Source organism: Celeribacter arenosi (assembly GCF_039539485.1).
GTDB classification, from domain to species: domain Bacteria; phylum Pseudomonadota; class Alphaproteobacteria; order Rhodobacterales; family Rhodobacteraceae; genus Celeribacter; species Celeribacter arenosi.
Genome location: NZ_BAABDF010000004.1, coordinates 1 through 19,367, shown reverse-complemented (window position 1 = coordinate 19,367; position 19,367 = coordinate 1). Strand labels below are relative to the sequence as shown.

The 19,367-nt window shown below is 56.7% G+C and carries 16 protein-coding genes and 1 tRNA gene; 2 read left to right on the top strand and 15 right to left on the bottom strand.

The features are described from left to right. Positions 1–126: 126 nt before the first annotated feature. The 4 genes from fusA to ABD815_RS05020 form a co-directional block, all read right to left on the bottom strand. Positions 127–2,247: an elongation factor G gene (fusA, locus tag ABD815_RS05035; RefSeq protein ID WP_344844365.1), complete on the bottom strand. Its 2,121-nt coding sequence runs from the start codon at positions 2,245–2,247 to the stop codon at positions 127–129. A 24-nt stretch (positions 2,248–2,271) separates the two neighbouring features. Then, a complete protein-coding gene (gene rpsG / locus ABD815_RS05030) occupies positions 2,272–2,742 on the bottom strand; it encodes a 30S ribosomal protein S7 (protein ID WP_344844362.1) in 471 nt (156 codons plus the stop codon). Positions 2,743–2,754: 12 nt separating this feature from the next. Further along, positions 2,755–3,126, bottom strand: coding sequence for a 30S ribosomal protein S12 (gene rpsL / locus ABD815_RS05025; RefSeq protein ID WP_005621086.1), 372 nt, complete (start codon positions 3,124–3,126; stop codon positions 2,755–2,757). Between the two features lie 282 nt (positions 3,127–3,408). Next, positions 3,409–4,320: a DMT family transporter gene (locus tag ABD815_RS05020; protein ID WP_344844357.1), complete on the bottom strand. Its 912-nt coding sequence runs from the start codon at positions 4,318–4,320 to the stop codon at positions 3,409–3,411. Between the two features lie 107 nt (positions 4,321–4,427). Here ABD815_RS05020 and ABD815_RS05015 point away from each other — a divergent pair, with 107 nt between their 5' ends. Next, positions 4,428–5,426 (top strand): glycosyltransferase family 2 protein, encoded by a 999-nt coding sequence (locus ABD815_RS05015; protein ID WP_344844353.1) that lies wholly within the window; start codon positions 4,428–4,430, stop codon positions 5,424–5,426. 71 nt (positions 5,427–5,497) lie between these two features. Here the strand turns inward: ABD815_RS05015 and rpoC are convergent, their stop codons facing one another. From rpoC to secE, 9 genes are all read right to left on the bottom strand, one after another. Continuing rightward, positions 5,498–9,736, bottom strand: coding sequence for a DNA-directed RNA polymerase subunit beta' (rpoC, locus tag ABD815_RS05010; RefSeq protein WP_344844350.1), 4,239 nt, complete (start codon positions 9,734–9,736; stop codon positions 5,498–5,500). Positions 9,737–9,792: 56 nt separating this feature from the next. Continuing rightward, positions 9,793–13,929, bottom strand: coding sequence for a DNA-directed RNA polymerase subunit beta (gene rpoB / locus ABD815_RS05005; RefSeq protein ID WP_344844346.1), 4,137 nt, complete (start codon positions 13,927–13,929; stop codon positions 9,793–9,795). A gap of 238 nt (positions 13,930–14,167) precedes the next feature. Then, positions 14,168–14,542 carry a 50S ribosomal protein L7/L12 gene (gene rplL, locus ABD815_RS05000; RefSeq protein WP_055296195.1) on the bottom strand — a complete coding sequence of 125 codons (375 nt, stop codon included), beginning with the start codon at positions 14,540–14,542 and terminating at the stop codon, positions 14,168–14,170. Between the two features lie 69 nt (positions 14,543–14,611). Next, a complete protein-coding gene (rplJ, locus tag ABD815_RS04995) occupies positions 14,612–15,127 on the bottom strand; it encodes a 50S ribosomal protein L10 (protein WP_344844335.1) in 516 nt (171 codons plus the stop codon). Positions 15,128–15,600: 473 nt separating this feature from the next. Continuing rightward, positions 15,601–16,299 carry a 50S ribosomal protein L1 gene (rplA, locus tag ABD815_RS04990; RefSeq protein ID WP_344844332.1) on the bottom strand — a complete coding sequence of 233 codons (699 nt, stop codon included), beginning with the start codon at positions 16,297–16,299 and terminating at the stop codon, positions 15,601–15,603. Positions 16,300–16,304: 5 nt separating this feature from the next. After that, complete coding sequence (rplK, locus tag ABD815_RS04985) at positions 16,305–16,733, bottom strand: 50S ribosomal protein L11 (RefSeq protein WP_344844329.1); 429 nt, start codon at positions 16,731–16,733, stop codon at positions 16,305–16,307. Between the two features lie 123 nt (positions 16,734–16,856). After that, a complete protein-coding gene (gene nusG, locus ABD815_RS04980) occupies positions 16,857–17,390 on the bottom strand; it encodes a transcription termination/antitermination protein NusG (RefSeq protein ID WP_344844326.1) in 534 nt (177 codons plus the stop codon). Positions 17,391–17,570: 180 nt separating this feature from the next. Beyond that, complete coding sequence (locus ABD815_RS04975) at positions 17,571–18,128, bottom strand: pyridoxamine 5'-phosphate oxidase family protein (RefSeq protein WP_344844323.1); 558 nt, start codon at positions 18,126–18,128, stop codon at positions 17,571–17,573. A 31-nt stretch (positions 18,129–18,159) separates the two neighbouring features. Next, positions 18,160–18,357, bottom strand: a complete 198-nt coding sequence (gene secE, locus ABD815_RS04970; RefSeq protein WP_344844320.1) for a preprotein translocase subunit SecE — start codon at positions 18,355–18,357, stop codon at positions 18,160–18,162. Between the two features lie 247 nt (positions 18,358–18,604). Between secE and ABD815_RS04965 the strand changes: the two genes are divergently transcribed. Next, positions 18,605–19,003: an MAPEG family protein gene (locus ABD815_RS04965; RefSeq protein WP_344844318.1), complete on the top strand. Its 399-nt coding sequence runs from the start codon at positions 18,605–18,607 to the stop codon at positions 19,001–19,003. 25 nt (positions 19,004–19,028) lie between these two features. On the opposite strand, the gene ABD815_RS04960 is transcribed toward ABD815_RS04965, so the two are convergent. Together ABD815_RS04960 and ABD815_RS04955 are read right to left on the bottom strand one after the other, a co-directional pair. Further along, positions 19,029–19,104, bottom strand: a tRNA-Trp gene (locus ABD815_RS04960). 191 nt (positions 19,105–19,295) lie between these two features. Further along, a partial coding sequence (locus ABD815_RS04955) for an EF-Tu C-terminal domain-related protein (RefSeq protein ID WP_303506052.1) occupies positions 19,296–19,367 on the bottom strand: 72 nt, incomplete at its 5' end.

The window sequence follows — 19,367 nt, the reverse complement described above, 5'->3', positions numbered from 1 at the left end:
ACCGTGGTCAACGTGGCCGATCGTGCCAATGTTCACGTGCGGTTTGTTGCGCTCAAACTTACCTTTAGCCATGATGGCCTCCTTGTCATTTGGGCGGGGACCGGCGGAACCGGTCCCCGAATGCGATTAGGCGAATTTCGCCTGAATTTCGTCCGAGATGTTCTGCGGCACTGGCTCGTAGTGGTCGAACTGCATCGAGAAGTTTGCGCGGCCCGAAGACATGGAACGCAGCGTGTTGATGTAGCCGAACATGTTGGCCAGAGGCACAAAGGCGTCGATCGCGATGGCGTTGCCGCGCGTATCCTGACCCTGAACCTGACCGCGACGCGATGTCAGATCGCCGATGATGCCACCGGTGTATTCTTCCGGCGTAATCACTTCGACTTTCATGATCGGCTCGAGCAGTTTCGCACCAGCTTTGCGCATACCTTCACGCATACACATACGTGCAGCGATTTCGAATGCGAGAACGCTGGAGTCAACGTCGTGGTACTTACCGTCGATCAGGGCGACTTTGAAGTCGATCACAGGGAAGCCTGCGAGCGGACCGCTGTCCATGACGGAACGGATACCTTTTTCGACGCCCGGGATGTATTCCTTGGGAACCGCACCACCAACAATCTTGCTCTCGAAGGAGAAACCTTCGCCAGGGACTGTTGGAGAGATAACCATTTTGACTTCGCCGAACTGACCCGAACCACCCGACTGTTTCTTGTGGGTGTAGGTGTGCTCGACTTCGTGGCCGATGGTCTCACGGTAGGCAACTTGCGGTGCACCGATGTTCGCTTCGACTTTGAATTCGCGCTTCAGACGATCAACGAGGATGTCGAGGTGAAGTTCGCCCATCCCTTTCATGATCGTCTGACCGCTTTCGAGGTCTGTTTCAACGCGGAAAGAGGGATCTTCGGCTGCAAGACGCTGCAGACCCAAGGACATCTTTTCCTGGTCAGCTTTGGTTTTCGGCTCGACAGCAATCTCGATCACGGGATCGGGGAAAGTCATCGTTTCCAGAACCACAGGATCGTTGACGGCACAGAGCGTGTCACCGGTTGTGGTGTCTTTCAGGCCGGCAAGCGCGATGATGTCACCAGCAAATGCTTCGGTGATCTCGTCCTGCTTGTTGGAGTGCATCATGACCATACGGCCGATGCGCTCTTTTTTGCCTTTGGTGGAGTTCAAAAGCGTGTCGCCCTTTGCCATCGTGCCCGAATAGATACGGGTGAAGGTCAGGGTACCCATGTAGGGGTCGTTCATGATTTTGAACGCGAGGCCCGAGAACGCCATGTTGTCGTCTGCACGACGAGGGATGTTACGAACTTCTTCTTCATCGCCGGGTTTGAAGCCCATGTAGTCAACCACGTCGAGCGGGCTCGGCAGGTAGTCGATCACAGCGTTGAGGAGAGGCTGAACGCCTTTGTTTTTAAATGCAGAACCGCCCAGAACCGGAACGAACTTCAGCGTCAGACAGCCCTTGCGCAGCAGTTTGCGCAGTGTTTTCACGTCGGGCTCTGTGCCTTCCATGAGGTAGGCTTCCATCGCGTCGTCGTCCATTTCGACGGCGGCTTCGATCATCTTGGCACGCCACTCATCGGCCTGCGCCTTGAGGCTGTCACGGATCGGAGCTTTGATCCAGGATGCACCAAGGTCTTCGCCCTGCCACAACCATTCTTCCATGGTCACGAGGTCGATAAGGCCTTCAAGCTCGGTCTCTGCACCGATCGGAATACCAACCGGAATAGCAGTCGCGCCTGTGCGGTCTTCGATCATGTGGACACAGTTAAAGAAGTCCGCGCCGATCTTGTCCATTTTGTTAACGAACACGATACGTGGAACTTTATAACGGTCGGCCTGACGCCAAACGGTTTCGGTCTGCGGCTCAACACCGGCGTTACCGTCAAGAACGGTAACAGCACCATCGAGAACAGCCAGCGAACGCTCAACTTCGATTGTGAAGTCAACGTGGCCCGGTGTGTCGATGATGTTCATGCGGTGCTTGAGAGAGTCGGGCTCGGTGCCGTTCTCAGTGCGTTCCCAGAATGTCGTCGTCGCAGCAGAGGTAATCGTGATACCCCGCTCCTGCTCTTGCTCCATCCAGTCCATCGTCGCGGCGCCGTCATGGACTTCGCCGATGTTGTGGGATTTGCCTGTGTAAAACAGGATACGCTCGGAGCATGTGGTCTTACCGGCATCGATGTGCGCAATAATACCAAAGTTCCGGTAGCGTTCGAGGGGATATTCGCGTGCCATTGGGCTCGGGTCCTTCGGGTCTGATTACCAGCGGTAGTGGCTGAACGCTTTGTTGGCGTCGGCCATCTTGTGCGTGTCTTCGCGCTTTTTCACGGCGGAACCGCGACCGTTTACTGCGTCGAGCAGCTCACCGGCGAGGCGTTCTTCCATCGTGTTTTCGTTACGGGCGCGGGATGCGGAGATCAGCCAACGGATGGCAAGAGCTTCGCGGCGCTCAACGCGGACTTCGACGGGAACCTGATAGGTTGCACCACCGACGCGGCGGGAACGAACTTCGACAGACGGCTTCACGTTGTCGAGGGCCTCGTGGAAAACCTCGATAGGGGCTTTCTTGAGTTTATCCTCAACGCGGGTCAGTGCGTTGTAGACGATGCGTTCGGCGGCAGATTTTTTGCCGTCGATCATCAGGTTGTTCATGAATTTTGTCAGCACGCGATCGCCATATTTGGCGTCGGGCAGGACTTCGCGCTTTTCAGCGGCGTGACGACGGGACATTCCGCTCTCTCCTTATTTAGGACGCTTGGCGCCGTATTTCGAACGACGTTGTTTACGGTCTTTGACGCCCTGGGTATCCAAAACACCACGCAGAATGTGGTAACGGACACCTGGAAGGTCTTTTACACGGCCGCCACGGATCAGAACCACGGAGTGTTCCTGAAGGTTGTGGCTCTCACCGGGGATGTAGCTGATGACCTCAAAGCCATTCGTCAGACGCACTTTGGCGACTTTACGCATAGCGGAGTTCGGTTTCTTTGGCGTCGTGGTGTAGACGCGTGTGCATACGCCGCGTTTCTGCGGGCACTGCTCCAGGTGCATGGACTTGGAGCGCTTGACTTTCGGCTGACGCGGTTTGCGGATCAGCTGTTGGATCGTTGGCATAGGGCTCTTTCCCGTTCCTAACTTCGACTGCTCCGACTTCGCGAACAAATGCCCACACGCCGGAACGATTTAAAATTTATGCGCAACACACATACGCGTAACGCAAAAACCCGCAATCGTTCCCATTCCGAGGCGAACGACGCGGAGAGTTCCCAGAGGATGAAGGCTTAAAAGTAGCCCGCATCTTGATCACTACGATTTTGAATTCGGACCCGAGGGGAATTCCCCCTTTGCCGGATTGCGCGCGGTATATGGAGAGTCGTGTGGGATGTCAACAGCCGCTCAGGCGCGGTTGACCGCCTTACCGCCGATCTGACCGGTCCGGCGCAGGCGTGTTTCGCGGATCACAGTGTAAATGCCGGTCGCCGCAATGATCGCGGCCCCCACGAGCGAAGAAATCGCGGGCCACTCACCAAAGGCAAAAAACCCAACCAGAAGGGCCCAGATAAGAGCGGTGTAGCGGAACGGCGAGACAAAGGAAATCTCGCCAACCTTCATCACTACGACCGAGAGAACATAGGCGACTGTCACGCAAATTGCGGTTCCCATGAGTTGGCCCCAGTTCTTGGTCGACAATTGCACCCAGTCTTCGCCAAGCGTTGAGAGCCCCGCCACGACGACAACGGCCAATACGGCACAAAGTGTTACCGTGGATGTTGACGCCGCAGAGGACATGCCCCGCACAGAGAGGTCACGTATGGTTACGGCCACAACAGCGGCGAGCGCCCATAGGGCGCCGGCGCTAAAGCCGTCTGTGCCGGGCTTGACGATCAGGAGAACGCCACAAAAACCCACGATGATCGCCAAGATACGGCGCCAGCCGAGCGGATCGCGAAACACCAAGGCCGAGGCGATAGTGATGACCAATGGCATGGTTTGCATGATCGCCGTGGCGTTGGCCAAAGGCATTGTCGTTATCGCATGCAAAAACGTAAACGCCACTCCCACTTCCATGAAAGAACGCAAGACAATCAGCACCCAATCGCGACGCGGCATAGTCACTGTGACCGGATCGACGAACGGCGCGACTGCCACGAAAACCATTAAGACGTTCAACACACCACGCATCAAAAGCGCCTGCGACAGGGGAATGTCGACCAGAAGGGCCTTCATAAAGCTGTCGTTAAATGTAAATGCCGCCATGGCCCCTGCCATGAGCAAAGCACCGCGTGAATTGTCTGAGAGTTCGGCCATCGGTTCGGTCCCTTTTGAAATCGCGCTATCACCAGCGCTGGCGATTGGGAAGCGAGGTGTTTACAACGGGCATGTGCGATGTTGAGGAAGTGGCAAAGGGAGCGCCCATGAAGTTCTGCGTTGGCGCAACGGTCCGCAACGAAGGTCCGTTCATTCTCGAATGGCTCGCTTGGCAAAAGATGCTGGGCTTCGATGACGTGATTTTCGTCCACAACGATTGCACCGACCATTCCGTAGAGATGATGAAGCTCTTGGCAGAAGCCGGCTTTTGTCATGAGCTCGAACATTTTCCGGCGGAGAACCAGGCACCGGTTCGCTCGGGCCTGATTGCTTTGCATACCCACCCTGTTGTGGCGCAAACGGATTGGTTCTTCCTTTGCGATGTCGACGAATATCTTATTGCGAAACGGGGCGACGGCACTGTTCAGGGGTTGGTCGGGGACATGCACGAACGCTTTCGCGGCATTTCGGTGCAATGGCGCTGTTTCGGGACGTCCGGTCTTGAGACATGGGAAGACCGCCCTTTGCATCGGATGTTCACGCTTGCGGCCGATGAAAAGGACCCCGCCAACAAATTCTACAAAAGTTTCGCGTTCAGACCGGCGGAGAATTTCAAAATGATCTCTGCCCATGAGCCGCGGGGGTGGCGCGGAAAGGGGAAATGGGGAGAGGGTCCAAATCGCTGGGCGCATATTTCGGACCGCCCGATGAACTACGACCCGAATGGCCCGGAACGCAAACTGACCAAAGCGAAGTGGATTTCGCTCGCCGGTGCGCAGGTGAACCATTACGTCACCAAGACCTTGGAAAACTTCACCTACAAGGCCGGCACTCCCTGCCCTGCGCGAAACTTCTATTTTGACCGCTACAACGAACGCTTCTTTCTCGCGCACAATCGAAATGAGGTCACAGATACGTCTGCTTTGGCGTTCGATGACCGGTTTGATGCGGTGATGGCGCAGCTATTGGCGGTTAAGGGCGTGCTTCGCCTCCACCACCTTTGCTGCGCTGACCTGTTGTCACGGATGCACGAGAAGGCCGGATCGGATGTAAAGTCAGACCCCCGTTATTCCCATCACCTTGAGATGGCCGCGGCGCAGGCCTGAGGAAGTCCAACCTTTCCAAATGAAAAAGGCCCCGCAAACTGCGGGGCCTAAATTTTTCGTAAGCGCGAGGCTTATTCGCTTTCAGGCGTTTCCACGACAACAGCTTCATCTGCAAAGCCTTCAGTCATCGTTTCAACCGGCGCAGCAAGTGCTGCTGCAGCTTCAGCTTCTGCACGCGCCTCTTCGATCACCTTGGTGTCGCGATCGAGAGCAATTTTGCGCACGCGCTGGGTCGCTCCACCAGTACCGGCCGGGATAAGACGGCCAACGATGATGTTCTCTTTGAGACCCACGAGCTTGTCACGTTTGCCCTGAACCGATGCTTCGGTAAGGACGCGCGTGGTTTCCTGGAAGGAAGCGGCAGAGATAAAGGAGCGCGTTTGAAGCGACGCTTTGGTGATGCCGAGAAGGATCGGCTGACCCTTCGCTGCACGACCGCCCTTGGAAATCGCCTTCTCGTTGTTTTCGTCGAACTCGGCCTTGTCGACCGCTTCGCCTTTGAGAAGAACAGTGTCGCCACTGTCGAGGATTTCCCATTTCTGCAGCATCTGACGCACGATGACTTCGATGTGCTTGTCGTTAATTTTAACGCCCTGAAGACGGTAAACGTCCTGCACTTCGTCGATCATGTAATCAGCCAAGGCTTCGACACCCATAATCGCGAGGATGTCATGAGGCGCAGGGTTGCCGTCCATGATGTAGTCACCCTTCTGGACGAAGTCGCCTTCGGCCACAGGGATGTGTTTGCCTTTCGGCACCATGTACTCGACGGACTCCATCGTCTCATCCACAGGCTCGATCGAGATGCGGCGTTTGTTTTTGTAGTCCTTGCCAAAGCGCACGTGACCGTCGATTTCCGCGATGATAGCGTGATCTTTCGGACGACGGGCTTCGAAGAGTTCGGCCACACGCGGCAGACCACCGGTGATGTCCTTGGTCTTCGCACCTTCGCGCGGGATACGGGCAACCACATCACCGGCCTGAATGTCTTGACCGTCCTCGATCGAGAGAACCGCGTCCACGGACATCAGGTAGGTAACCGGATTGCCGGCATCGTTGCGCATTGGTTCGCCATCGGCACCCAACACGAGGATCTCGGGCTTGAGATCGCCGCCTTTTGGCACCGAACGCCAATCGGTCACGATTTTCTGGGTCATGCCGGTCGCATCATCGGTCACGTCACGAACCGACAGGCCCGAGACGAGGTCGACGAATTTTGCCTTACCGGCTTTCTCCGCGATAATCGGCAGAGTGTAGGGGTCCCATTCGAACAGCTTGTCGCCACGGGTAACCGTTGCGCCCTCGGTCACAAACACCTTGGTGCCGTAGCCGAGTTTGTAGGAAGCCCGCTCCACATTGTTCTCGTCGATGATGGCAAGCACCATGTTACGGCCCATGACGATACGTTCGCCCTGAGCGTTTTCGAGAAGGTTAGCGTCGCGGAACTCAATGCGACCTTCCTGGTTCGATTCCTGGAAGGACTGGCTACCACCCTGTGCAACGCCGCCGATGTGGAACGTCCGCATCGTCAGCTGTGTACCGGGCTCACCGATGGACTGTGCGGCGATAATACCGACAGCTTCACCTTGGTTCACCATAGTACCGCGCGCGAGGTCACGACCGTAACAGTTCGCACAAACGCCTTCTTCTGCTTCACATGTCAGAGGCGAGCGAATCCGCAGCTTGGCAATGCCAGAGGTTTCGATCGCATCTGCTTTGCGCTCGTCGATGATCTCGTTTTTGGAGACGAGAACCTCGTCGGTGCCGGGACGCAGAACGTCATCGGCAGCAACACGGCCAAGGATCCGCTCGGAGAGCGAAGACACGACTTCACCATCGTTGACGGCTGCTTCTGCAGTGATCGCCTTTTCGGTACCACAGTCCACCTGACGCACGATGCAATCCTGCGCCACGTCGACGAGACGACGTGTCAGGTAACCGGAGTTCGCCGTTTTAAGCGCGGTATCGGACAGACCCTTACGGGCACCGTGGGTCGAGTTAAAGTACTCGAGCACGGTCAGACCTTCTTTAAAGTTCGAGATAATCGGCGTTTCGATAATCTCGCCGGAAGGTTTCGCCATCAGGCCGCGCATACCGCCCAGCTGTTTCATCTGGGTGACAGAACCACGGGCACCGGAGTGCGCCATCATGTAAACCGAGTTCGGCTCCATTTCGGCACCATTCGCGTCCATCTTCTTGGCGGAGATGGTCGACATCATGGCCTCGGTGACCTTGTCGTTACACTTCGCCCAAGCGTCGACAACTTTGTTGTACTTTTCGCCCTGCGTGATGAGGCCGTCCATGTACTGCTGTTCAAAGTCTTTCACGAGACCACGGGTTTCGTCCACGAGTGTCCATTTGTTGTCGGGGATAACCATGTCGGCCTTGCCGAAGGAAATACCGCCCTTGAACGCTTCGCGGAAGCCGAGGGTCATGATCTGGTCACAGAAGATCACCGACTCTTTCTGACCGCAGTAACGGTAGACAGTGTCGATGACGCGCTGGACGTCCTTCTTACGCAGAAGCTGGTTGACCAATTCGAACGGCGCTTTCGCGTTGAGCGGCAGCAACGACCCCAGACGCAGACGGCCCGGCGTTGTTTCATAGCGCTTCCACACTTCCTGACCGTGCTCGTCGATCTGCTTGATCCGCGCTTGGATGCGTGCGTGCAGGTGGACTTCGCCAGCGGTAAGTGCGTGCTCGACCTCTTCCACGTCGGAGAAGATCATGCCTTCGCCCTTCATGCCTTCACGATCCATCGTGATGTAGTAAAGGCCGAGAATCATATCCTGCGAAGGAACAATGATCGGTGCGCCGTTGGCAGGCGACAGAACGTTGTTCGTGGACATCATCAGAACGCGTGCTTCGAGCTGTGCTTCGAGCGAAAGTGGGACGTGAACAGCCATCTGGTCACCGTCGAAGTCAGCGTTAAACGCCGAACACACGAGCGGGTGAAGCTGGATCGCTTTACCTTCGATCAGAACGGGCTCGAACGCCTGGATACCAAGACGGTGAAGCGTCGGTGCACGGTTCAAGAGAACGGGGTGTTCGCGGATAACCTCGTCGAGGATATCCCAAACTTCCGGACGTTCTTTTTCCACCAACTTCTTGGCCTGCTTCACAGTGGAGGACAGACCTTTGGCTTCAAGACGCGAGTAGATGAACGGCTTGAACAGTTCGAGAGCCATCTTTTTGGGCAAACCACATTGATGCAGTTTGAGTTCCGGACCGGTCACGATGACCGAACGACCGGAGAAGTCGACGCGTTTACCCAAAAGGTTCTGACGGAAACGACCCTGTTTACCCTTCAGCATGTCGGACAGCGACTTCAACGGGCGCTTGTTGGCACCCGTGATGACGCGACCGCGACGGCCGTTGTCGAACAGAGCGTCGACGGATTCCTGAAGCATACGTTTTTCGTTACGCACGATGATATCGGGCGCACGCAGTTCGATCAGGCGTTTCAGACGGTTGTTCCGGTTGATCACGCGGCGGTAGAGATCGTTGAGATCGGATGTCGCGAAACGACCACCGTCGAGGGGCACCAGCGGGCGGAGTTCCGGCGGGATCACAGGGATCACGGTCAGGATCATCCACTCCGGACGGTTGCCGGATTCAAGGAAGCTTTCGACGATCTTCAGACGCTTGATGATCTTCTTGGGCTTGAGTTCACCGGTCGCTTCCTTGAGGTCCTCACGCAGCTGTTCTGCGGTGGAATCAAGGTCGATGTTGGCGAGCATTTTACGGATCGCTTCGGCGCCGATGTCGGCTTCGAATGCATCCATGCCGTAGAGATCCTGCGCGTCCATGAACTCTTCTTCGGTCAACATTTGGCCGTAGGAGAGGTCCGTCAGACCGGGTTCGATCACCACGTAGTTCTCAAAGTAGAGAACGCGCTCGAGATCGCGCAGCGTCATGTCGAGCATGAGGCCGATCCGGCTCGGGAGCGATTTCAAGAACCAGATGTGAGCGACAGGCGCGGCCAGTTCGATATGGCCCATACGCTCGCGGCGCACTTTCTGGAGGGTGACTTCAACACCACATTTCTCGCAGACAACGCCGCGATACTTCATGCGTTTGTATTTACCGCACAGGCATTCGTAGTCTTTGATCGGGCCAAAAATACGTGCGCAGAACAAACCATCACGCTCCGGCTTGAACGTCCGGTAGTTGATGGTTTCGGGTTTCTTGATCTCACCGTAGGACCACGACAGGATGCGCTCCGGCGACGCCAGCGAGACTTTGATCTCGTTGAAGGTCGCAGGCGATGCCAGCGGGTTGAACGGGTTGGTTGAGAGTTCCTGGTTCATCTTTTGATTTCCTCAGATTTCGGCGGAAGGGCGCGGGAGAAGTAAGGCGCGGGGCCTTACTCCTCATCCTCCGCATCCAGGAGTTCCATGTTGAGGCCGAGGCCGCGGACTTCCTTGACGAGCACGTTAAAGCTCTCAGGAACGCCGGCTTCGAAGTTATCCTCACCTTTGACGATCGACTCGTAGACCTTGGCACGGCCTGCAACGTCATCCGACTTGACAGTAAGCATCTCCTGCAAGGTGTAGGCGGCGCCGTAGGCTTCGAGTGCCCAGACTTCCATCTCACCAAAGCGCTGACCACCAAACTGCGCCTTACCACCAAGCGGCTGCTGGGTGACGAGCGAGTATGGACCCGTTGAACGGGCGTGGATTTTGTCGTCCACAAGGTGGTGCAGTTTGAGCAGATACTTCACACCGACGGTGACTTCACGGGCGAACTGTTCACCTGTGCGGCCATCGAAGAGTACCGACTGCGCGGAGGTGTCGAAACCGGCGCGCACGAGTGCGTCGTCGATGTCGGCTTCTTTCGCACCGTCGAATACAGGTGTCGCAACCGGCACACCGGTGGTCACATTGGATGCTGCCTCGAGCATGTCGACATCTGCCATGTTGGCAAAGCCTTCGTCGTAGACTTCTTCGCCGTAGACGAATTTGAGCGCGTCACGAACAGGTGTCATGTCACCGGAGCGACGGTATTCCTGAAGCGCTTCGTCAACCTGGATACCCAGACCGCGAGATGCCCAACCCATGTGGGTTTCGAGAATCTGACCAACGTTCATCCGCGACGGCACGCCGAGCGGGTTGAGACAGAAGTCGACGGGCGTACCATCGGCAAGGAACGGCATGTCTTCCATGGGAACGACGCGGGAGATAACCCCTTTGTTCCCGTGACGACCGGCCATCTTGTCGCCCGGCTGAAGCTTGCGCTTCACAGCGATGAAGACTTTGACCATCTTCATCACACCCGGAGGCAGATCATCGCCGCGGCGCACTTTCTCGACCTTGTCCTCGAAACGGTGCTCGAGAGCACGCTTTTGCGCTTCGTACTGCGCGTTGAGGGCTTCAACGATCTGTGCGTCGTCTTCGTCTGCGAGGGCGAGCTGCCACCACTGACCTTTGGACAGTTGACCGAGCAGTTCGTCGTCGATGGTCACATTCGGCTTAACGCCTTTTGGACCTTTGACGGCGACTTTGCCGAAGATCATGTCTTTCAGGCGCGCGTAGATGTTGCGGTCCAGAATGGCCATCTCATCGTCGCGGTCACGTGCCAGACGTTCGATTTCTTCACGCTCGATCTGCAGCGAACGCTCGTCTTTTTCCACACCGTGGCGGTTAAAGACGCGCACTTCCACGACTGTACCGTAATCGCCCGGCTTCACGCGAAGCGAGGTGTCACGCACGTCGGATGCTTTCTCACCAAAGATGGCGCGCAGGAGTTTTTCTTCCGGCGTCATCGGGCTTTCGCCCTTCGGTGTGATTTTACCCACGAGGATATCACCCGGCTCGACGTGTGCGCCGATGTAGACGATGCCCGCTTCGTCGAGGTTGCGCAGAGCTTCCTCACCGACGTTGGGGATATCGCGGGTGATTTCTTCCGGCCCGAGCTTCGTGTCACGTGCTGCGACTTCGAATTCCTCGATGTGTACCGAGGTGAAGACGTCGTCACGCGCGATGCGTTCGGAGATCAGGATGGAGTCTTCGTAGTTGTAGCCGTTCCAAGGCATAAACGCGACGACGACGTTCTTTCCGAGAGCCAGTTCGCCCATATCCGTGGACGGACCGTCAGCAATCACTTCGCCTTTACCAACGGACTGGCCCACATTCACCAACGGACGCTGGTTGATGCAGGTGTTCTGGTTGGAACGCTGGAATTTACGCAGACGGTAGATGTCCACGCCGGGATCGCCGATGGAAAGATCTTCGGTGGCGCGAATAACGATACGTGTTGCATCAACCTGGTCGATGATACCCGCACGCTTCGCCTGAATGGCCGCGCCGGAGTCGACGGCAACTTTGCCCTCGATACCCGTGCCGATGATCGGAGCTTCGGCACGCAGAAGAGGCACGGCCTGCTTTTGCATGTTCGAGCCCATCAGCGCGCGGTTAGCATCGTCGTTCTCAAGGAACGGGATGAGTGCCGCAGCGACGGAGACCAGCTGTTTGGGCGAAACGTCGATGAGATCGACGTTGGAAGGCGGGTTGAGTGCGTGCTCACCGGACTGACGGGTGGACACGAGATCGTTCATGAACCGGCCCGTTTCGTCGAGCTTCGCGTTCGCCTGCGCCACGGTGTGACGCATTTCTTCAGTGGCGGACATGTAGGTCACATCATCCGTCACCTGACCTTCGACAACGCGGCGATACGGCGTTTCGATAAAGCCGTATTTGTTCACCCGCGCGAAAGTGGCGAGGTTGTTGATCAGACCAATGTTCGGACCTTCCGGCGTTTCAATCGGGCACATGCGGCCGTAGTGCGTGATGTGAACGTCGCGCACTTCAAAGCCAGCACGCTCACGCGTCAGACCACCGGGCCCAAGCGCGGAGAGGCGGCGTTTGTGCGACACCTCGGAGAGCGGGTTGGTCTGGTCCATGAACTGCGACAGCTGCGAGGAGCCAAAGAATTCACGCACCGCAGCAGCGGCCGGTTTCGCGTTGATCAGATCCTGCGGCATGACCGTGTCGATTTCGACAGAGGACATACGTTCCTTGATCGCGCGCTCCATGCGGAGCAGGCCAACACGGTACTGGTTTTCCATCAACTCGCCCACGGAACGGACGCGACGGTTACCAAGGTGGTCGATGTCATCGACGTCACCGCGGCCATCGCGAAGCTCCACGAGCGCCTTGATGCACTCGACGATGTCGTCACGGCGCAGGGTGCGCTGTGTGTCCGGCGCATCGAGATCGAGACGCATGTTCATCTTCACGCGGCCAACGGCAGAGAGGTCATAGCGCTCGCTGTCGAAGAACAGGCTTTCGAAGAGGTTGGATGCGGCTTCAACGGTCGGCGGCTCACCCGGACGCATGACGCGATAGATATCCATGAGCGCGGTTTCGCGGTTCATGTTTTTATCTGCCGCCATGGTGTTGCGGATGTAGGCACCAAAGTTCACGCCATCGATGTCGAGGACGGGAATCTCGGTCACGCCAGCGTCGAGCAGCTCTTTGAGCGACCCGCCGGTGACAGCACCGTCTTTGTCGAACTCGTAGGTCAACTCATCACCGGCTTCGACGTAGATCGCGCCGGTTTCTTCGTTGATGATATCCTTGGCGACGAAACGGCCAACGATCTGATCGAACGGAATGAGAAGATCGGTGATCTTGCCTTCGTCGATGATTTTCTTGACCGCACGCGGGGTCATCTTGTCGCCCGCTTTACAGATCAGCTCACCCGTTGCCGAGTCGACCAGATCAAAGCCAGGACGTGTGCCGCGAACCCGCTCGGGGAAGAACTTGGTCACCCAACCTTTGTTCTTCTCGAGTCTGTAGTCCACGGTGTTGTAATAGGCGTCACAGATCGCTTCCTGATCGAGACCCAGCGCATAGAGCAGCGTGGTCACGGGCAGTTTACGACGACGGTCGATGCGCGCAAAGACGATGTCTTTGGCGTCGAATTCGAAATCGAGCCACGAGCCGCGGTATGGGATGATGCGGCATGCGAACAAAAGCTTACCAGACGAGTGCGTCTTGCCCTTGTCGTGGTCAAAGAACACGCCCGGCGAACGGTGCATCTGGGAGACGATCACACGCTCGGTGCCGTTCACGACAAAGGTGCCGTTCGGCGTCATGAGGGGCATGTCGCCCATGAAGACGTCTTGTTCTTTGATGTCTTTGACCGACTTGGCGCCTGTATCTTCGTCCACATCAAACACGATGAGGCGAAGGGTCACTTTGAGCGGCGCAGAGTAAGTCATGTCGCGCTGCTGACACTCTTCAACGTCATACTTGGGCGCTTCGAGTTCGTATTTCACAAACTCGAGAACAGCGGTCTCGTTGAAATCCTTGATCGGGAAAACCGACTGGAAGACACCTTTGATGCCTTCGCCGTCCATCGGCTGTGGTTCGTCACCGGAATTAAGGAAGAGATCGTAAGAAGATTTCTGAACCTCGATGAGGTTCGGCATTTCGAGGACTTCGCGGATTTTACCGTAGTATTTACGAAGCCGTTTTTGGCCGAGGAAGGACGATGCCATAAGCGTCTAAACCTTTCAAATTTTCGCGTATCTGTCGGCCGTTGGGCGCCGGCGGACGGACACTGACGAAACGGAGTGCTCTGGTCTATTCTCGCATCCGTCCCACCGAATGCTCCCGACCTGTCGAACCTCTCCTTAGAAAACGCCTTTCGCGAAGGCGCTTTCTAAAACAGGTTCGGCTGGGACCGGAAAACCGGACCCAGCCTGCGTAATTTGCGACCCCGAAAGGTCGCGACCATTAGGCCAGTTCGACTTCGGCGCCAGCTGCTTCCAGCTTTGCCTTGATCTCTTCGGCTTCGTCCTTGGACGCGCCTTCTTTGATTTTGCCGCCAGCTTCGACCAGGTCTTTAGCTTCTTTGAGGCCAAGACCGGTGATGCCACGGACTTCTTTGATCACGTTGATCTTGGAAGCGCCGGCGTTCTTGAGAACGACGTCAAATTCGGTTTTTTCTTCAGCAGCTGCGCCAGCATCGCCAGCAGGACCAGCCATCATTACAGCGCCGCCTGCAGCGGGCTCGATGCCATACTCGTCTTTGAGGATGGTTTTCAGTTCTTGTGCTTCGAGAAGGGTGAGACCCACGATCTCTTCTGCAAGTTTTTTCAGATCAGCCATTTTACTGTTTCCGTTCGTTTAAGATGTGTTCCAACGCGTGTCATTACAACTACGTCGGTCTGCGATTGCTTATGCAGCAGCCTTGTCCTCGATGGTGGACAGGATACCCGCGATGTTCGAAGCAGGAGCGCCAATCGCGCCGGCAATGTTGGAAGCGGGAGCGCCAATGCAGCCCACGATGGAAGCAATAAGCTCCTCGCGAGACGGCATTTTCGCCACGGCCTTCACACCGTCGACGTCGAGAGCGTTTTCACCCATTGCGCCGCCGAGAATAACGAACTTGTCGTTTTCCTTGGCATAGGCGTCGGCGACCTTGGCAGCTGCCACGGGGTCTTCCGAGAAGGTGAGAACGGTCATGCCCGTCAGGAAATTTGCAATGCTTTCGCAGGGCTTTCCTTCAAGAGCGATTTTGGCGAGCTTGTTCTTGGCAACGCGAACGGACCCACCAACTTCGCGCATACGCGCGCGCAGGTCCTGCATCTGAGCAACCGTGAGACCTTCGTAGTGGGCAACCACAACGACGCCAGAGCTGTCAAAGATCTGGCCGAGCTCGTCGACCATTTTTTCTTTTTGTGCTCTATCCACAGTTTTACTCCAAGTTGGGAGGGGAACCCCTCCCGGCTCAATTCTACCAAGACCCGTTAGGGTCGAGGCTCGAAGTCCGTTACGGGGCTGCGCCAAAGTCGCCCGAGGTCAAGCCTACGGAAAACTCTTCGTCTTTCCCGTCTCAGGCAGGATTTAATGACCGGAAATCCGGACAACCCACCGTCTTGGACGAAACGCAAAGCAGCGCACGACGAATCGTACGCTGAACTGCATGGCGGTGTTTAGAGGGGATTAACGGGGCGTGCAAGGGGCGTCGGCGGGAAATGGCTCCGCTCGCGTCCCGCGCGCTCAGCACACACATTAAGGCAAAGCTGCGCGACCGGATTGGCGACCCACCACGAACCCCGCTCTTGCGTCAATCATAGAGGCAGTTTCGGCCCGCCCCAAGCCCGGAAACGTAAAAAGGCGCCCCAATGCGGAGCGCCTTTCACATTCGTGCTAAGCGACGCGGCTTAGTTGCCAGTGGCGCTGTCGATGGCGATCGTTACGCTCGGACCCATGGTCGAAGAGATCGAAACTTTCTGCATGTAAGAGCCTTTGACGCCTGTCGGCTTGGCTTTCTGAACGGCGTCCACGAAGGCGCGCACGTTTTCAACCAGTTTGGCTTCGTCGAAGGAGGCTTTGCCAACACCTGCGTGCACAACACCACCTTTTTCGGCCTTGAACTGAACCTGACCGCCTTTGGCAGCTTCAACAGCGGCCTTAACGTCCATGGTTACAGTGCCAACCTTAGGGTTCGGCATCAGGTTACGCGGACCGAGAACCTTACCGAGACGACCAACAATCGGCATCATGTCGGGGGTTGCGATACAACGATCGAAATCGATGGTGCCGCCCTGAACGATTTCCATCAGGTCTTCTGCACCAACAACGTCTGCGCCAGCTGCGGTAGCTTCATCAGCTTTTGCACCACGGGCAAAAACAGCCACGCGTGTCGTTTTGCCGGTGCCGTTGGGCAGGGACACAACGCCACGGACCATCTGGTCTGCGTGACGCGGGTCAACGCCGAGGTTCAACGCAAGTTCGACGGTCTCGTCGAATTTCGACTTTGCGTTTGCTTTGATCAGTTCGACAGCAGCCTCAACGGAGAGGTTATCTTTGCCTTCGAATGCTTCGCGCGCGGCGCGGGTACGTTTACCAAGCTTTGCCATGATTATTACCCTTTCACCTCGATGCCCATAGAGCGCGCCGAGCCGAGGATAATCTGCATTGCAGCTTCCACGCTATTTGCGTTCAGATCTTTCATTTTTGCTTCGGCGATTTCTTTCACCTGAGCAACCGTCACAGAACCGGCGGTCGCACGACCGGGGGTGCTGGAGCCGGATTTCAGCTTAGCCGCTTTTTTGAGGAAATAGGACGCCGGCGGCGTTTTGATTTCCATCGAGAACGATTTGTCACTGTAATATGTGATCACGGTGGGACAGGGTGCGCCTGCTTCCATTTCCTGTGTCTTGGCGTTGAACGCCTTACAGAATTCCATGATGTTGATACCGCGCTGACCGAGCGCCGGACCCACGGGTGGGGACGGGTTCGCTTTGCCGGCGGGCACTTGCAGCTTCAACATACCTGCGAGTTTCTTAGCCATTGGCTTTTCCTTTTCCAACGCCCACGAAACGCGTTCCGCGGGCTCTCATGTTGTGTGGTCTGGTCCGGACGACGCGTCGCCCTCGCCTCCCACGCTCTTTGACGCCCGAAGGCGCCGTCACGGTCAGGCCCGTTTAGAGACCTGCGTGAATTCCAATTCGACCGGCGTGGCGCGACCAAAGATCGACACCGACACCTTGAGGCGCTGGCTGTTCTCATCGACTTCTTCGACCATGCCGTCAAAGCCCTCAAACGCGCCCTCGGAGACAGACACCTGTTCGCCCACTTCGAAAGTGATGGTCGAACGGGGCGCCTCGGCACCTTCTTCAACGCGGCCAAGGATCGCCTCGACTTCGCTGTCGCGCATCGGCATCGGTTTACCAAAGGAGCCGAGGAAACCGGTGACGCGGTTGATCGAGTTGATCAGGTGATAGCCTTCGTCCGTCATCTCCATCCGCACGAGCACATAACCCGGCATGAAGCGACGCTCAGCGGTCACCTTTTTGCCCCGGCGCACTTCGATGACCTCTTCGGTCGGCACCAGAACTTCTTCGATCTGTTCCTCAAGACCCTTTTCGACCGCGGCTTGCTTGATCGCTTCGGCGACTTTTTTCTCGAAGTTCGAGAGAACGCTTACCGAATACCAACGCTTCGCCATCTGCCTTAGCCCTTGCCTTCTGTCCGACCCTACTGGGGCCGATACGTGTTTATCCCATGCGCCAAAATGCGCCTCCCCGAAACAATAAATCGGCGCGCAACTCGAATCGCTGCACGCCTGTTCTGAAGAGTGCGCCCGCTCTACCGCCTCAGACCCCTGAGTTCAAGCCTTTAGACCTGATTACACATCATCGAACAAACCCGTGGGCAGTCCATCAATAGAAGTCACGTTCTTCTCGCGCCAATAGGACTCAATCTCCGCACGGGATTTCTTTGCGGCCCAATTGCGCAGCGCAGGTCGTTCGCGTTCATACTGAAACGCAGGCACGCCAAAACCACATGAGGTCTGAACCAAGTCGATGGATTGGACAAATATTTGGCGCGCAGCCTTGGGTATTTCACCGCCGAAATGGGTTTCCCAAAGCGTGGCAAATTGCGGCGCGTCATACCGCACGGCACGCCCGCGCCCATAGAGACGCAGGATCAGCGGCGGACCCTCGAATGCACAGAACATAAGCGTAAGGCGGCCATCGGCCCGCATATGCGCTGCCGTTTCATTGGAAGAACCGGTCAAGTCCAGAAAAAGAACCTCGGCAGGGCCAGCAATTCGCAGATGCTCGGTAGATCGGGGGGTAATATTCACGCGCGCTTCGGGCGCGGCAGATCCCACGAAAAAGATGTGCTGGCGCGTGATGAAATCTTGGTGCTTGTGGGACAATTGGTCGAACTGATCAGCCATGGGTTCCTCCCGCGGCGAACGACCGACCGTGTCAGCCGACGTAATTCAAAAGCGCCTGCAATCCGGTCCGGATCAGCAGATCAACGATGAAGAAGAATGTCGCGGTGAGGGCCGACATGATGAAAACCATGATGGTCGTCAAAACAACTTCCCGGCGGGTCGGCCAGACGACCTTCGAGACTTCCGAGCGGACTTGCTGGATGAACTGGAGAGGGTTGGTCGTGGCCATTCGCGTATTCCTGAACCTTTAGGTGTTTGCTGCATCTACGGCACGGCGTCACGGAATTCAAGGGCCAAGCGGCACCCCCGTGGCGTCGCGGATCCATCGGGCAAATGTGAGGCGCTGGATCAGGTGTTGTGCATGTGCTCATCGACGAACACGGCAGCCGCGCCTGCACAGCGGGGTGTGCAGGTCCGACTGTTCACTAAGCAATGAGGCGCGGCCATGTTGGTACGGCCACCTGAGGAGGAACCCCGTGCAAGAAATTAATGTCCTGTTCTTTATCGCGACAATCACGCTAATCGGCGTTTTGGTTCAGCATTTTTCCAATGTCGTCGGGCGAGGCGTGAGCTTCGCGATGCAGAAAAACCGACCCGCCGATTTTGCTGATGGTATGCTTGCCCGTGCCGGCAATGCGCTGCGAAATGGCATCGAGTCCGGCATGATGATGGCACCATTCGTGCTGATCTTGCTACTCAATGATGTCTCGACTGCGGCAAGCCGTCTAGCTGCCGCGATCTATGTGCTGGCACGGATCGCCTATCACGTCTTTTACATTGCAGGCGTGCCAATGGCGCGCTCAGCGAGCTGGCTGATTTCGATCATCGCCATCTGCGTGATGGGATACGCGGCCTTTACCGCCCTAGGGGCGTGATCAGGTCAACGTGAAGTGTGGAAAATGGCAGGGGCACCAGGGTTCGAACCCGGGACCTACGGTTTTGGAGACCGTCGCTCTACCAACTGAGCTATACCCCTAAAGAGCCGAGGGCGTGGATACGAAAGCGCCGCTGGCTTTGCAAGCCCGAAAACACATGCGGACAGGTTGTGGCACTCAATTGCTGTGCTTCTACCTCCGCTTCATCTGGCGCATCCGAATTTTGACCCACCAAACGAAAAAGGCCGCCCTGGGGCGGCCTTTCACAATTTCCTGTCGAGTGAAGTCGACCTTACTCGATAATCTTGGAAACGACGCCGGAACCCACGGTGCGGCCGCCTTCGCGGATAGCGAAACGCAGGCC

Excerpts from the sequence above, each read along its gene's own strand:
- nusG (WP_344844326.1), bottom strand. The coding sequence starts at position 17,390 with ATGGCGAAGCGTTGGTATTCGGTAAGCGTTCTCTCGAACTTCGAGAAA.
- fusA (WP_344844365.1), bottom strand. The coding sequence starts at position 2,247 with ATGGCACGCGAATATCCCCTCGAACGCTACCGGAACTTTGGTATTATT.
- rplL (WP_055296195.1), bottom strand. The coding sequence starts at position 14,542 with ATGGCTGATCTGAAAAAACTTGCAGAAGAGATCGTGGGTCTCACCCTT.
- rpsL (WP_005621086.1), bottom strand. The coding sequence starts at position 3,126 with ATGCCAACGATCCAACAGCTGATCCGCAAACCGCGTCAGCCGAAAGTC.
- secE (WP_344844320.1), bottom strand. The coding sequence starts at position 18,357 with ATGGCCACGACCAACCCTCTCCAGTTCATCCAGCAAGTCCGCTCGGAA.
- rplA (WP_344844332.1), bottom strand. The coding sequence starts at position 16,299 with ATGGCAAAGCTTGGTAAACGTACCCGCGCCGCGCGCGAAGCATTCGAA.
- ABD815_RS05015 (WP_344844353.1), top strand. The coding sequence starts at position 4,428 with ATGAAGTTCTGCGTTGGCGCAACGGTCCGCAACGAAGGTCCGTTCATT.
- rpsG (WP_344844362.1), bottom strand. The coding sequence starts at position 2,742 with ATGTCCCGTCGTCACGCCGCTGAAAAGCGCGAAGTCCTGCCCGACGCC.
- rplK (WP_344844329.1), bottom strand. The coding sequence starts at position 16,733 with ATGGCTAAGAAACTCGCAGGTATGTTGAAGCTGCAAGTGCCCGCCGGC.
- rpoB (WP_344844346.1), bottom strand. The coding sequence starts at position 13,929 with ATGGCATCGTCCTTCCTCGGCCAAAAACGGCTTCGTAAATACTACGGT.
- ABD815_RS04975 (WP_344844323.1), bottom strand. The coding sequence starts at position 18,128 with ATGGCTGATCAGTTCGACCAATTGTCCCACAAGCACCAAGATTTCATC.
- rpoC (WP_344844350.1), bottom strand. The coding sequence starts at position 9,736 with ATGAACCAGGAACTCTCAACCAACCCGTTCAACCCGCTGGCATCGCCT.
- ABD815_RS05020 (WP_344844357.1), bottom strand. The coding sequence starts at position 4,320 with ATGGCCGAACTCTCAGACAATTCACGCGGTGCTTTGCTCATGGCAGGG.